This window comes from Saccharopolyspora rosea, from assembly GCF_025643595.1.
GTDB classification, from domain to species: domain Bacteria; phylum Actinomycetota; class Actinomycetes; order Mycobacteriales; family Pseudonocardiaceae; genus Saccharopolyspora; species Saccharopolyspora rosea.
Window position 1 is genome coordinate 4940446 of record NZ_CP102826.1, and the last position, 12424, is coordinate 4952869.

A 12424-nucleotide genomic window follows, 5' to 3' on the forward strand; every position below is an offset into this window, starting at 1 on the left:
GCGCGAGCCTCGCGGACGTAGTCCCAACTCCTCCAGTCGCAGGTGCCGCCGCTGCGATGGCTGCACGACCACGCCGACGACTGGCGTGCGGCGATCACCGCGCTGACCACCACAGTGGGACACGACGCAGGCGTGCCGCTGGACCGCGACCAGCGGTGTTCGGTGTTCACTCGCGAGGACCGCGCCGCCGGAGAGGACTGGCACAGCCGGATCGGCACCCAGGAGATCGTCCGAAGTCTGCTGGCGAGGCTGCGGCGCTCCCCGTACGGCATCGCCGACGTGCTCGACCGGCTGGAGGCTCTGCTGGCCGAGCACGACGCCGCCAGCGACCAGGGCTGACCGCACGCACTCATTCGGGGCCGTTCGCGGACTTCTAGAGTGCGGCCATGAGCCCGACGGGAACCTCGCAGACCCGGTTGATCGTGTTGCGCGGCAACTCGGGTTCAGGCAAGAGCACCACGGCGCGGGCCCTACGCGAGCGCCTGGGGCGGCGGCTGGCGCTGGTGGAGCAGGACTACCTGCGCCGCATCGTGCTCAAGGCCCGCGACACCGCCGACGGGCCGCACCACGGGTTGATCGAGCAGACCGTGCGCTACGCGCTGGATGTGGGCTACGACGTCGTCGTGCTGGAGGGAATCCTGCATCGGCAGCGCTATCTCCCGCTGCTGTCCCGGCTGCGAGATGATCACCTAGGCACGACGCTCGCCTACTACTTCGACGTCTCCTGGGGCGAGACATTGAGACGGCACGCCATGCGACCGCAGTCGGACGAGTTCGGACCCGACGAGATGCGGCGCTGGTACTGCCCGCGGGATCTGCTGGGCTGGCCCGAGGAACGGCTCGTGCCGGAATCGGCGACACCGGCCGAGACCACCACGCGCATTCTCGCCGAGCTCGACCGGACAGGGATGACCGCAGCTGGTTTCCAGTTGAGACTGGTGTCGTTGCGCAATCGATCGCGACGAATTCCTTCTGTCAGCAGGTGCGCGGCATCGAGTACGGAACGGTGCGCTCAGTGACCATCCACAACCAGTTCCGGCCGCGTCCGCGCCAGTCGACGGTGGCGACCCGGCCGCAGCGCGCCAGCGTGACCGTGGTGCCGCTGGAGGGCCAGGCGTGCTCGGCGCGTGCGGCCGTCGCCAGTGCCCGGGTCCCCGGGTCCGGCGAAGCGAGGATCGCCTCGCAGTCGGCGAAGTGCTGTCGCCGCCGACAAGGCATCGCACCGGGTCCTCTGTCCCGCCTCCACTCGCTGCGAACGCGCAATGCCGCAGCAGCCAAGGGGATCTACGATGGATGAACACATTTCGCGCGAGCACAGCAAGGCAAGATCAACTCCTCCCCACCGTGCTCCCAAAACAGCAGGAGCCCCAACCGATGCAGACCATCGGCTGGGGCTCTCACCTGGGTATATAGCTGGTGCGCGATACTGGGATTGAACCAGTGACCTCTACCGTGTCAAGGTAGCGCTCTCCCACTGAGCTAATCGCGCGAGGCGGAGGCGGGAATCGAACCCGCGTACAGGGCTTTGCAGGCCCTTGCCTAAGCCACTCGGCCACTCCGCCGTGCTCCGCGTCCGCGCCGAAGATCGGCGGGACCTCCAGAGGATCCAGAGCGGACGACGGGATTCGAACCCGCGACCCTCACCTTGGCAAGGTGATGCGCTACCAGCTGCGCTACGTCCGCCTGCGTCGCGACGTCGTGACTCGAAGAGATCGGGTTCTCCGGCTCGGCTCCGGTCCCCGCCGTCGCTTGCACGGAGAACTCTAGACCACGCCCGCGACGGCGATCAAAGGGGGGTCGGCAAAACCCCGCGGCGCTGTGCGCCCAGCCGGGTTTTGCCTGATCAACCCAGGTCGTGCGGCAACAGGTGGGTCAGCGCCTCGTCCACGTCGACCCACAGGTTCTCGTTGCCCGGGACGACCACGTCGTAGGTGCGGTCCAGGAAGTCGGCCAGCTCCTGCGCCGACGCCTCGAACACGGCGTGACCGGACGGCGAGCTGAGCTCGACGACCACGACCTCCGGGTCGTCCACGGCCGGACGGATGGTCACGTCGCCCTCACCCGCGTGCGCGATCAGGCCGTCGGCCAGCAGATCGCGGGCGAAGACCCATTCCACCCAGCCCGCGCGGCCGGTGCGGAACGCGGCCACCACCGCGTACGGGTCGCGGGTGTCGTAGCGCAGCTCGACCTGGACCGGCACGGCCGGCGCCTGTGGCGCCAGAAGATCGAACACCGCTGTCGAACGGAGTGTCACATGATCGTTACGCATTGTCCTCCCCTTTCCTGCTCCCTCCCGGTCCGAATATCGGCCGAGCAACACAGTTGTGACGCCTCATCCGGCTCGCACGCTCGCGACTCACGAATAGATCACCCATACGGGGCAGGGGGCACTTCGCTGGGCAATCAACCGAGTGCGCTGCGTGTTCACCGGCTTCGTCGCGCGGACGAAACCAAGATCGGCCACCGTCTGCCGTGTCCTCGACAAGGCGTCGCCGAAGCGAAGGAAGATCCACGCGAGCAAACCCACCGGTCGACTCGGGAGCCACCAGATCGACACCACTCGGAAGACCGGATCCGATTACCCAATGTAATCAACTGGTCATCCCCTGCGAACACCGCCGGTGATCCCTCGTCCCGCCCTGGAGGCCCACCCCGGCACCCCGGTTCACCACCGGATTTCGCCGTGACCGACCTCGTCGGACGCCGATTCGAGGATAAGCGACCGGGCGCCGCGCCCGTCGACGGCGGAAAGCCTACGACGAGACGCTCGCCACGCCTATACACCGGATCGGGTTAATGCGCTGGTCCGCCTCGGTAACCAGCCAGGCGTGGTACCGAACGTCCGGACGAAAGCGGCATCACAATGTGACCAGGGTCGAAACGCCGTGCCAGGGCCGAAGTGCCCGGACCGGTCGACAACCGGCGATGATCCGCGTCACAGTTCGTCGCCGCCGCGACCAACGCGCACGCCCGAACGCCGCCTTGACCTCGCCGCCGTCGCATGACCGACGCCACGCCGCCACTCGGACATGCCCCGTATTCTGGGCACAACGGACACGCGAGGTCCGTTCGGATATGTACCCGGCGACCGGCAGGTGGAGCCCTGAGCAACGCAGCCGACCCCGAACCCCGCGGACCGCGGACCGCGGAACCGGCCTCCGAGCACGCACCGCGACGCGGCCGACTGCACGCCGGACGGGCCTGGCTCCGCGCCCGGCGCGAGCGGATCCGGCGCAGGCCGACCCTGAACGCGACCTACCGGACCGTCCTCGGCGTCTTCGGGACGCTGGTGCTGCTCGCCGGGATCGTCATGATCCCCTACCCCGGCCCGGGCTGGCTGGTGGTGTTCGCCGGGCTCGGCATCCTCGCCACCGAGTTCCGCTGGGCGCACCGCGTGAACGCCTTCGCCAAGCGCCACTACGACCGCTGGGTGCGCTGGCTCGGCCACCAGCGCCTCGCGACCAAGCTGGCCGTGATGGGCGCCACCGGCCTCGTCGTCGTCGCCACGCTGTGGCTCCTGGGTCTGTTCGGCATCGTCGGCAGCTGGTTCGACCTGCGCTGGCAGTGGTTGACCTCCCCCCTGTTCGGCCCCTGAGGACGATCGTGTATTGTTCTTCTCGTCGCCGGGAACGGCGGCCGAGAGAACAGAAAAGGGCGATTAGCTCAGCGGGAGAGCGCTTCGTTCACACCGAAGAGGTCACTGGTTCGATCCCAGTATCGCCCACTCGATCGAAGGCGCACCCTGCTCGGCGGGGGCGCCTTCGCTGTTTTTCGATCTCGTCGTGTTTTCTGGGGGCGCGGCCCCCAGGCCCCGCCCGGGGCGTTCCCCGGACCCCCATCGTTCCCCTCGCGAGTTCCAGCCCCCACTCCGGGAGTTCTCCGTGGCCCCGTCGCTCTGCTCGCGGGTTCGGGGGGACTCTCCCTTGCCTCATGCGAGCCGTCGCGTGGCCGGAAGGCCGGTGGTGGGTGGCCGATCGACTGAGCGGAGCTGGCTGATCGACCGTACCGCCGCGGGCCTCCGGCGCCGGACGATCGGTGGCCGACGGGGTTGGTTCCCCGGATTGGTCCGACGATCGAGAGGCACGGGAGATGACTGCGGGAGTGTTCGGGGCCGCGGGGACGGCCGATGTCGGCGGGGACACCGCTCCGCCCGGGCGGCGGATCAGCGAACTGGACGCGTTACGCGGACTCGCGCTGTGCGGGATCATCTTCGTCAACATCTCGCAGGTGATGAACATCCACGGGGTCGTCGACGGACAGGTGTTGCCGGTGCGGCACGCGTTGGACCTGTTCGTCCACGAGCGGTTCTTCCCCGTCTTCGCGACGTTGTTCGGGGTCGGGTTCGGGATCTTCCTGCGGCGGGCCGCGTCCCGGACGGCGTGGCCGCGCGTGCCGCTGCTGCTGCGGTTCGCAGCGCTCGGGGTGTTCGGCCTCCTGCACCACGTGCTCCAGCCCGGTGAGGCGCTGTTGCCCTACGCCATCGGCGGGTTCGTCGTGCTGCTGCCGTTCAGCTGGTTCCCGTGGTGGGTGAACCTGCCCGCCGGAGCCGTGCTGGTCGTGCTGTCCGTGACGCTGGCCAGCGGGGGCATGGCGTCCGTGCCGGGGCTGTTGCTGCTCGGGTTCGGGCTCGCGCAGGCCGGGGTGCCGGAGGCGCTGCACCGCAGCACCGGGAAGATCGCGGCCGTGTTCGCCGGTTCCGCCGTGCTCTCGGCGGGCGCGCTGGTCTGGCAGGAGCAGGATCCGCTGTCGGTCGGGTTCACCTCGTCGTCGGCGGTGGCCGGGCTCTGCCTGTCCCTGGCTTACACGACCGGCTTGCTGCTGGTCCTGAAGACCCCCGCGGGCCGGGTGGTGTCCGGTGCGCTCGAACCGTTCGGCCGGATGGCGCTGACCAACTACCTCACCGCCACGCTGCTGTTCGTCCCGCTCGGGTACCTGCTGGGCCTGCCCGAGTCGACGTCGTGGGGCGCGGAGCTCGGGCTCGCCGCGGCGATCCTGGCGGTGCAGATCGTCTGGAGCCGCCTGTGGCTGGACCGCTTCCGGTACGGGCCGCTGGAGTGGGTGTGGCGCTGCGTCACGTGGCGGCAGCTGGTGCCGATGCGGCGTGCACCCGAAGCGGTGTGAGGCCGGCCGTCCAGGAGTCCGGCCTGGACGGCCCTCTGGTCGGCGTTCGAGCCCCGGCTCGAACGCCGACCGCTACGTCTGCGGAACGCCGCGCGGCGCCGAGCTGAGGTAGTCGCCGACGCGCACCACGAGCAGGTTCATCTCGTAGGCGATCATGCCCACGTCGGCGTCCTCGGAACCGAGCACGGCCAGGCAGGCACCCGACCCCGCCGCGGTGACGAACAGGAACGCGCGGTCGAGCTCGACGACGGTCTGCCGGACGTCCCCGCCGTCGAACTGCCTGCCGGTCTCCCGCGCGAGGCTCTGGAACGTCGAGGACATCGCGGCCAGCGTCTCGGATTCCGCAGTGGACAGATCCTCGGACTTGGCCAGCAGCAAGCCGTCGGTGGACAGCACGACCGCGTGTCTCGCGCCGACGACCCGCCTGGTCAGATCGTCCAACAGCCAGTTCAACTCGGCGTCCGAGCCGACCCTGTCGCTCATGCCTCACTGCCCTTCTTCTTCGCCAGCAAGGGAATCGCCGTCGGTCGACGTCTCGGTGCGACGCGCCCGCAGCGTTCCCCGTTGGAACGCGGCCATGTTTCCACGCGTGCGCTCCGCCACGCGTCCGGCCTCATCGGGTTCGCGCTCCGCCTCGTCCCGCTGCCCGTCGCGCAGCTGGGGCGGGAGGTTCTCCCTGCGACGGCGCCGCGGCAGCGGCGGTCCTCCGTCCGGATCCACCGCCGGGAAGCCGGGGTCGGCGATGGTCGGCGTGTCGTCGGCGGGCGGTGCCGCCGGTGCCGCGTTCGCCGCGTCCAGCGGCAGCTGCTCGCGGAGCCTGCTCCACGCCTCCTGCATCTCGGGCGGCGGCGCGGCGGCGACCGGTTCGCGCTCGGGTTCCGGGCGCGGTGGGGCCGGGGTGCTCTCCGCTTCGCCGACGACGATGTCGGCAGGCAGCCGGACGTGGGCGGAGGTGCCGCCGTCGGCGCCATCGCGCAGACTCACCACGACGTCGCGGCGGTGCGCCAGCCGGGCCACCACGAACAGTCCGAGCCGGGCGTCCCCGCCGAGGGTGATGTCCTCGAACCGGGGGGCGCTGGCGAGCAGCTCGTTCATCGAGTCGCGGTCCTCGGGGCGCATGCCCAGGCCCTCGTCGTCGATCCGCAGGTCGACACCGCGCGGGGTCGCGACCGCGTGCACCTGGACCTGCGACTGCGGCGGGGAGAACGACGTGGCGTTGTCCATCAACTCGGCCAGCAGGTGGATGGCGTCCCCGACGGCCGCGCCGACCAGCGACACCTCCGGGACGGGGTTGACCACGATCCGGTAGTACTGCTCGGTTTCCGCGACGGCCGCGCGCACCACGTCGACCAGCCGCACCGGTTTGCGCCACTGCCGTCCGGGCTGCTCGCCCGCGAGGATGATCAGGTTCTCGGCGTTGCGCCGCGCCCGGGTGGCGAGGTGGTCGAGCTGGAACAGGCCGTCCAGCCGTTCCGGGTGCTCCTCGTTGCGCTCCATCCGGTCGAGCTGCTTGAGCTGCCGGTGCACCAGGCCCTGGTTGCGGTGGGCGATGCCGAGGAAGACGCGGTTGGCGCCCTCGCGGGCCTGGTTCTCCCGGACCGCGGCGCCGACCGCGGCCCGGTAGGCGGTGTTGAACGCGTCGGCCACCTGGCCGACCTCGTCGTCGCCGTAGTCGAGACGCCCGCGCTCCCCGGCGACGTCGACCTGCTCGCCGTCGGCCAGGCGCGCAGCGATGTCCGGCAGCCGCCGCTCGGCGAGTTCCAGGGCGTCGCCGCGCAGCGCGGACAACCGGGACACCAGCGCCCGGTCGACGATCTTGCGCGCCGAGCGCACCGCCAGCAGCAGACCCAGCAGCGCGACGAGCAGCGCCACGAGGCTGCCCACCGCGATCCGGACGAGCCCGATGTCGCTGTTGCGGACGCCGAGTTCGGCTCCGCCGGTGGCCTGCTCGGCGGCCACCGAGGTCAGCCCCTGGGACACGTCCTCGGTCGCCGAACGCCAGTCCGCGACCGCGATCTCGAACGGCCCGCCGACCCGCGGCGAGTGCTCCACCAGAGCGGTTTCGTAACCCTGGAGCCGCTGCCAGGCCGGGTCCTCGGACAGCCGGGCGTACTGCCGGGCGGCGCTCGGTTCGGCGACCGGAACCGAAGTGTCCAATGTGGAGTGATAGGCACCGACCAGGGACGCGAAGGTCACGTGGTCGGCAGCGGTGAACCCGCCGTCGGCCAGCGCCGCCCCGCCCAGCGAGGAAGCGCGCGACATCTGGTCGGCGGCGCGGACCAGGTCGGTGGCCACCAGCCCGGCGCGGCCGGACTCGGGGTCGGGCACCGCCCGCGCCTGGGCGTCCAGCAGCGCCACCCCGGCGTCGAGGAGCCGGTTGTAGTAGGCGAAAGCCGCGCGGCGGTCGAGGTTCCCGGAGTCCAGGGCCGCCCGTTGCGCCGGCAGCTGGGCGAGCAGCCCGTCGAGCTGTCCGGCCCGGTCGGCGACCCGGGCCGGGGCCCGCTCGCCGAGCCGCCGCAGCTCGGCCCGCACGTCGCGGACGGCCCGGTCGGTCTCCGCCCGGCGGGCGGAGACCACACCCGGGTCGGCGTCGCCGTGCTGCATCGCCAACCGACGCTCCTCCTGGAGCGCGCCCAGGCCGCGCACCGCCGGAGCGGTGGCGTCGCGGACGCCGGTGGCGATGGTCCTGGCCGAGTAACCGCGGTAGGCCGCGTAACCGGTGAACGCCGCCCAGATGACCAGGACGACGACGCCGGGGACGATGACGACGCGGGTGAGGCGAGCACGGATCGGTCGGTACTCGCTCCCGGGACTGCTTTTTCGCGTCACAGCGCTCCGCACCTGTCGAACCGCTCCGCGCGCGGGCGCGGCGCGTCAGGGAAGTCCGGCCGCCGACGCGGAACGCGGCGCTGCGGGCGTGGACGCATCGGCGTGGTCATGCACCGCACCCTCATTCCGCAGCCGAACCGTTTCCACATCACCTCGTGCGGCTCCGCATCCGGCGGAGCTCGGGATGTTCGGCACCATAGCACGCATGATCACGCCCTTGGGCGACAGCCGAACGGGCTTCGGAATTGCTCGTTCCGGGCTATTGCGCGGTGATTCGCGGCGTCGGCGCCCGGCTTGGTCCGGAAGCGGCGTGCCGGCACCGCCACGCGCGAAGAGCCCGGCAACCGCTCAGGGGACGTCGAACTTCGGTTCCGCGTCCAGCAGGAAGGTCACGTCGGTGCCCGCGGAGATCTCCCGGGCGTCGGCTCCCCGGGTGAACAGCCGGGCGCCGGTGGTGCCGCCGATGTCGGCCCGCTCGCCGCGGACGCGCAGCCACGACCCCTCCCGGATGCCCAGCACCGGGACGTCGTTGTCCTCCAGGAACTCGGCGAGCCGCTGCTCCCGCGTCTCGCCCATGTGCGTGCTGTTCGGGTCCGCGTCCTGGTAGTGCGGGTTGATCTGGAACGGGACCAGGCCGATCGCCTCGAACGACGCCGGCTGCACGATCGGCATGTCGTTGCTGGTGCGCAGGCTCGGGCAGGCCATGTTGGTGCCCGCGCTGGCACCCATGTAGCGGGTTCCACCGGTGACGGCGTCGCGGAGCGCGCCCAGCAGGCCGAGCCGGTGCAGCGTCGCCAGCAGCCGGAACGAGTTGCCGCCGCCGATGAACACGGCCTCGGCGTCGCGCACCGCCGCCACCGGGTCGTCGGCGCGGTGGATGCCCTCCACGGTCACGCCCAGCGGCCGGACGGCGGCCTGCACGGTCTCGACGTAGCCGTCGTGGTCGCGCTTGGCGTAGGGCACGAACAGCAGGCGCTTGGGGTCGCCGAGCAGCTCGGCCACCGCGTCCAGGGCGTGTTCGAGGAAACCCGTTCCGTGCTTCGTCGAGCTGGACAGCAACAGCAGTTCCACGTCGGCCTTCTTTCCGGTGTCGGGGTTTTCGCCGGCCCCAGGCTATCTCCGGCCGGGGTCGGTGCACGTCACGCCAGGGGGTCGATCCACTGTGGTCAGCGCTGGACGAGCTCCGCCGCCATCCGCGCGACCAGGGACCGCGCGAGCACGACGGGCACTCCGGCGGCGACGGCGGCGGTGCGCGCCGACTCGGCGTAGCCCATGCAGTCGAGGACGACGAGCTGGGCACCGCGCGCGGCCAGCCGCCGGGCGCTCGCGGCCACCGCGGGCGCGGGGTCGTGCCGGTACGGGTCGGCGCACGCCACGAGCGGGACCCCGGTGTGCGGACGCCACTTGTCGACCGTCATGGCCTCCTGGTCCGCGTCCGGGCACACGACCCCCACCCGCATCCCGGCGGCGAGCGCCGCGACGCCGTGGACGAGCAGGCGCTCCGCGAACAGCAGCGGCCGCCGGTGCTCGACGGCGCCGAAGCTCCCGGTGCAGACCAGCAGCGTCGCGTCGGCCCCGGCGGACTCGGCGCGTTCGACGGCCCGGTGCACCAGCGGCTCGACGCGGTCGTGCGCCAGCCGCGCCGAGGTCCCGTCGCGGAGCCGGCTGACCAGCACCTGCTCGCCGGGTTCCGGGGCCAGCGCGGCGATGTCGGCGGCGCCGAGCGGGTCGAGCGCGCCGTGCTCGACGACCTCCACCGGGCCGAGCAGCGGGCGCAGCCGCGGGACCATGTCGGTCCTGGGCGCCTGTCCGATCGTGACGATGCCGAGCCGTGCCACGCCGACCTCCTCGCTCGCCGACCAGCAGGCCGGCGCCTCCACGTCGTCCGCGTCCTGAACCTAGGGGGCGCCCCGTCCGCGGTCAGCGGGCTCGGTGCACTGCGCGGGTGCCGTCGCGGTGCACCCCGCACAGGGGTGGAACCGCCCGGCCGCGGCGACCAGGATGGCGGCATGGCGGAGACCAACGACATCACGATCGTCGGCGGCGGGATCGTGGGGCTGGCGACGGCCCACGCCCTGGTGCGGCAGGCGCCCGGTCGGCGGGTCGTGGTGCTGGAGAAGGAACACCGGTGGGGCGCCCACCAGACCGGCCACAACTCCGGCGTCATCCACAGTGGACTGTACTACCCGCCGGGCAGTGCCAAGGCGCGCTTCGCCCGCGGTGGCGGCGAGGCGATGTACCGGTTCTGCGCCGAGCACGGCATCCCGGTGCAGCGCACCGGGAAGGTCGTCGTGGCCACCGGCCCGGGACAGCTGCCCGCGCTGGCCGAGCTGGCCCGGCGCGGTACCGCCAACGGCGTGCGCGTCCGCGAGATCGGCGCCGCCGAACTCCGCGACCGCGAACCGCACGTGCGCGGGGTCCGGGCGCTGCTGGTGCCGGACGCGGGCATCACCGACTTCGCCGCGGTGTGCCGCGAGCTGGCCGGGATCCTCGCCGAACGCGGCGTGGACCTGCGCACCGGCACCGAGCTGGTCGAGGTGCGCCGGGACGGACCCGGTCTGGTGCTGACCACCACCTCCGGAGAGGTCCGCACCCGGCACGCGGTGAACTGCGCGGGCCTGCACGGCGACGCCGTCGCGGAACTGGCCGGGGCCACCCCGCCCGCGCGGATCCTGCCGTTCCGCGGCGAGTACTACGAGACCGCGCCCGCGCGCCGCGACCTGGTGAACGCGCTGGTCTACCCCGTTCCGGACCCGGCGTTCCCGTTCCTCGGCGTGCACCTGACGCGGATGGTCGACGGCGGTCTGCACGTGGGACCGAACGCCGTCCCGGCGCTCGCCCGCGAGGGCTACGACTGGCGCACCTGGTCACCGGAGCACCTGCGCCGGATGGCGGGCGACCCCGGGCTGCGGGCGCTGGCCCGCAGGTACTGGCGCACCGGACTCGGCGAGATCTCCCGTTCCCTGGTCAAGCCGCTGTTCGTGCGTGCCGCCCGGCAGCTGCTGCCCGAGCTGCGCGGGCGCGACCTGGTCCGCGCCGAGGCGGGCGTGCGCGCCCAGGCCGTCACCGCCGACGGCGCGCTGGTGGACGATTTCCTCGTCGTGGAGGACGAGCACTGGGTCCACGTGCTCAACGCACCGTCACCGGCCGCGACCGCCTCGCTGCTCATCGGCGAGGACATCGCCACCCGGATCACATCCCGGGTGGCTTGACCGCGCCCGCCAGGAACGGCTGGGTGCGCTCGTTGGTGGCTGCCCACAGGTCCTCGACGTACTTCTGCAGGGACCTGCCCAGGAAGTAGGCGCTGGCCGGGGTGACCAGGGTGAACGTGTCGTCTGGGGACTCCGGGACGATCGCGACCCGGCCGGTCGCGCAGTGCTGGACGTCGATGGCGGACGGCGCGACGAGCAGGTGCCCGGCGCCGCGCAGCGCCACCTCGATGCGCGCGCTGACCCCGTCGGCCCGGTGCAGCAGCTCGCCGACGGCCTGCGCGTCCTCGGACGGCACGAGGCGGCGCCGCAGTTCGAGGGCGATCCGCTCGACGTCGGGCTGCCAGCCGGCCGCCTCCAGCGCCTCGGACAGCACGTCGGTGGGCACGGTGACCTCGCAGCCGTGGGCCGGTTCGACGTCCGGCAGGCAGCCGACCAGGGCGGGCCACGGCGCGTCGGGGCGCACCTGCTCGACGGACACCGAGTCGTCGCGCACCTGCACGCGGACGGCGTGGCCCCGGCCGACGGCCACCAGGCCGCGCATCTCGTCCCAGCCGTCGTCGACGCAGGCGAAGCCGAACACCGACGCGCTCGCCACGGTGTCGGCGACCGCCTCCCACCGCGCGCCCCCGGGCACCGCGGCGGAGCCGGGAGCGGAACCGATCAGGAACTCGGTGACCTGGGGGTCGGCACTCCGGTCGCGCAGCAGCGCGTTGAGCTCCGCCAGACTGCACCGCATCGTCGATCCGATCGCTCCGCTGTGGACAACCGGACGGCAGGATAACCAGCCGCGATCGACGGCGGTGCCGATCGGGGGGCGGACCACTCGAACGGCCCCGGCTCAGTACTCCTGTTCGCGGTAGGTGGTGCGCCGCACGATCCCGTGCAGGGCGCTGCTGACGATGGTGACGATCAACGCGCCCCAGAACGCCGGCCAGAACCCGCCGACGTGGAACGGCAGGTGCAGCTGCCCGGCCAGGTAGCTGGTCAGCCAGAACAGCAGCGCGTTGACGATCAGCCCGAACAGGCCGAGGGTCAGCAGGTACAGCAGGCAGCCGAGGGTCTTGGCGATCGGCTTGAGCACCGCGTTGACGATGCCGAAGATGATCGACACGGCCAGCAGGGTGAGCATCTTCGCGGTGGTGTCGTGCCCTCCCAGGGTGATCCCGGGCAACGCGGTGGCGATCCACACGGACACCGCGGTGATCACGACGTGCACCAGTACCGCCACGGTGCTCCTCCCCTCGTCGTCCGCCGACCACGCT

General features: G+C 71.9%; 13 protein-coding genes and 4 tRNA genes. 6 read left to right on the plus strand and 11 right to left on the minus strand.

Annotated features, from left to right (window positions below; all coding sequences use genetic code 11):
- Positions 1 to 42 precede the first annotated feature (42 nt).
- Both NV263_RS22920 and NV263_RS22925 read left to right on the plus strand, forming a co-directional pair.
- Complete coding sequence (locus NV263_RS22920; protein WP_263248677.1) at positions 43 to 339, plus strand: hypothetical protein; 297 nt, start codon at positions 43 to 45, stop codon at positions 337 to 339.
- Positions 340 to 386: 47 nt separating this feature from the next.
- Positions 387 to 1019 (plus strand): AAA family ATPase, encoded by a 633-nt coding sequence (locus tag NV263_RS22925; protein ID WP_263248678.1) that lies wholly within the window; start codon positions 387 to 389, stop codon positions 1017 to 1019.
- Here the strand turns inward: NV263_RS22925 and NV263_RS22930 are convergent.
- The 5 genes from NV263_RS22930 to NV263_RS22950 form a co-directional block, all read right to left on the minus strand.
- Positions 976 to 1218 (minus strand): hypothetical protein, encoded by a 243-nt coding sequence (locus NV263_RS22930; protein WP_263248679.1) that lies wholly within the window; start codon positions 1216 to 1218, stop codon positions 976 to 978. The genes NV263_RS22925 and NV263_RS22930 overlap by 44 nt on opposite strands.
- Before the next feature lie 196 nt (positions 1219 to 1414).
- A tRNA-Val gene (locus tag NV263_RS22935) sits at positions 1415 to 1489 on the minus strand.
- A gap of 1 nt (position 1490) precedes the next feature.
- Positions 1491 to 1562, minus strand: a tRNA-Cys gene (locus NV263_RS22940).
- 48 nt (positions 1563 to 1610) lie between these two features.
- Positions 1611 to 1683 (minus strand) — tRNA-Gly (locus NV263_RS22945).
- A gap of 160 nt (positions 1684 to 1843) precedes the next feature.
- Entirely contained in the window at positions 1844 to 2269 is a 426-nt protein-coding gene (locus tag NV263_RS22950) for an SsgA family sporulation/cell division regulator (RefSeq protein WP_263248680.1), read from the minus strand.
- 732 nt (positions 2270 to 3001) lie between these two features.
- Between NV263_RS22950 and NV263_RS22955 the strand changes: the two genes are divergently transcribed.
- From NV263_RS22955 to NV263_RS22965, 3 genes are all read left to right on the plus strand, one after another.
- Positions 3002 to 3595, plus strand: a complete 594-nt coding sequence (locus NV263_RS22955; RefSeq protein ID WP_263248681.1) for a TIGR02611 family protein — start codon at positions 3002 to 3004, stop codon at positions 3593 to 3595.
- A gap of 57 nt (positions 3596 to 3652) precedes the next feature.
- Positions 3653 to 3724: transfer RNA gene (locus NV263_RS22960), tRNA-Val, on the plus strand.
- 365 nt (positions 3725 to 4089) lie between these two features.
- Positions 4090 to 5121 (plus strand): DUF418 domain-containing protein, encoded by a 1032-nt coding sequence (locus NV263_RS22965; protein WP_263248682.1) that lies wholly within the window; start codon positions 4090 to 4092, stop codon positions 5119 to 5121.
- Between the two features lie 72 nt (positions 5122 to 5193).
- On the opposite strand, the gene NV263_RS22970 is transcribed toward NV263_RS22965, so the two are convergent.
- The 4 genes from NV263_RS22970 to NV263_RS22985 form a co-directional block, all read right to left on the minus strand.
- Complete coding sequence (locus NV263_RS22970; protein WP_263248683.1) at positions 5194 to 5604, minus strand: roadblock/LC7 domain-containing protein; 411 nt, start codon at positions 5602 to 5604, stop codon at positions 5194 to 5196.
- Between the two features lie 3 nt (positions 5605 to 5607).
- The gene (locus tag NV263_RS22975; protein WP_263248684.1) at positions 5608 to 7950 is read right to left on the minus strand and encodes a sensor histidine kinase; all 2343 of its coding nucleotides are present in this window, start codon (positions 7948 to 7950) and stop codon (positions 5608 to 5610) included.
- A 348-nt stretch (positions 7951 to 8298) separates the two neighbouring features.
- Positions 8299 to 9021, minus strand: coding sequence for a dipeptidase PepE (gene pepE, locus NV263_RS22980; protein WP_263248685.1), 723 nt, complete (start codon positions 9019 to 9021; stop codon positions 8299 to 8301).
- Between the two features lie 95 nt (positions 9022 to 9116).
- A complete protein-coding gene (locus NV263_RS22985; RefSeq protein WP_263248686.1) occupies positions 9117 to 9788 on the minus strand; it encodes an AroM family protein in 672 nt (223 codons plus the stop codon).
- 171 nt (positions 9789 to 9959) lie between these two features.
- Here NV263_RS22985 and lhgO point away from each other — a divergent pair, with 171 nt between their 5' ends.
- Positions 9960 to 11162 carry an L-2-hydroxyglutarate oxidase gene (gene lhgO / locus NV263_RS22990; RefSeq protein ID WP_263248687.1) on the plus strand — a complete coding sequence of 401 codons (1203 nt, stop codon included), beginning with the start codon at positions 9960 to 9962 and terminating at the stop codon, positions 11160 to 11162.
- Here the strand turns inward: lhgO and NV263_RS22995 are convergent.
- Together NV263_RS22995 and NV263_RS23000 are read right to left on the minus strand one after the other, a co-directional pair.
- On the minus strand, positions 11143 to 11898 hold the full coding sequence (locus NV263_RS22995; RefSeq protein WP_263248688.1) for an ESX secretion-associated protein EspG: 756 nt from the start codon (positions 11896 to 11898) through the stop codon (positions 11143 to 11145). The two genes, lhgO and NV263_RS22995, sit on opposite strands and share 20 nt — an antisense overlap.
- Positions 11899 to 12000: 102 nt before the next feature.
- On the minus strand, positions 12001 to 12390 hold the full coding sequence (locus NV263_RS23000) for a phage holin family protein (RefSeq protein WP_263248689.1): 390 nt from the start codon (positions 12388 to 12390) through the stop codon (positions 12001 to 12003).
- Positions 12391 to 12424 lie beyond the last annotated feature (34 nt).

Coding starts and splice junctions, on each gene's coding strand:
- NV263_RS22925 (WP_263248678.1), top strand. CDS start 387: ATGAGCCCGACGGGAACCTCGCAGACCCGGTTGATCGTGTTGCGCGGC.
- NV263_RS22930 (WP_263248679.1), bottom strand. CDS start 1,218: ATGCCTTGTCGGCGGCGACAGCACTTCGCCGACTGCGAGGCGATCCTC.
- NV263_RS22950 (WP_263248680.1), bottom strand. CDS start 2,269: ATGCGTAACGATCATGTGACACTCCGTTCGACAGCGGTGTTCGATCTT.
- NV263_RS22955 (WP_263248681.1), top strand. CDS start 3,002: ATGACCGACGCCACGCCGCCACTCGGACATGCCCCGTATTCTGGGCAC.
- NV263_RS22965 (WP_263248682.1), top strand. CDS start 4,090: ATGACTGCGGGAGTGTTCGGGGCCGCGGGGACGGCCGATGTCGGCGGG.
- NV263_RS22970 (WP_263248683.1), bottom strand. CDS start 5,604: ATGAGCGACAGGGTCGGCTCGGACGCCGAGTTGAACTGGCTGTTGGAC.
- lhgO (WP_263248687.1), top strand. CDS start 9,960: ATGGCGGAGACCAACGACATCACGATCGTCGGCGGCGGGATCGTGGGG.
- NV263_RS22995 (WP_263248688.1), bottom strand. CDS start 11,898: ATGCGGTGCAGTCTGGCGGAGCTCAACGCGCTGCTGCGCGACCGGAGT.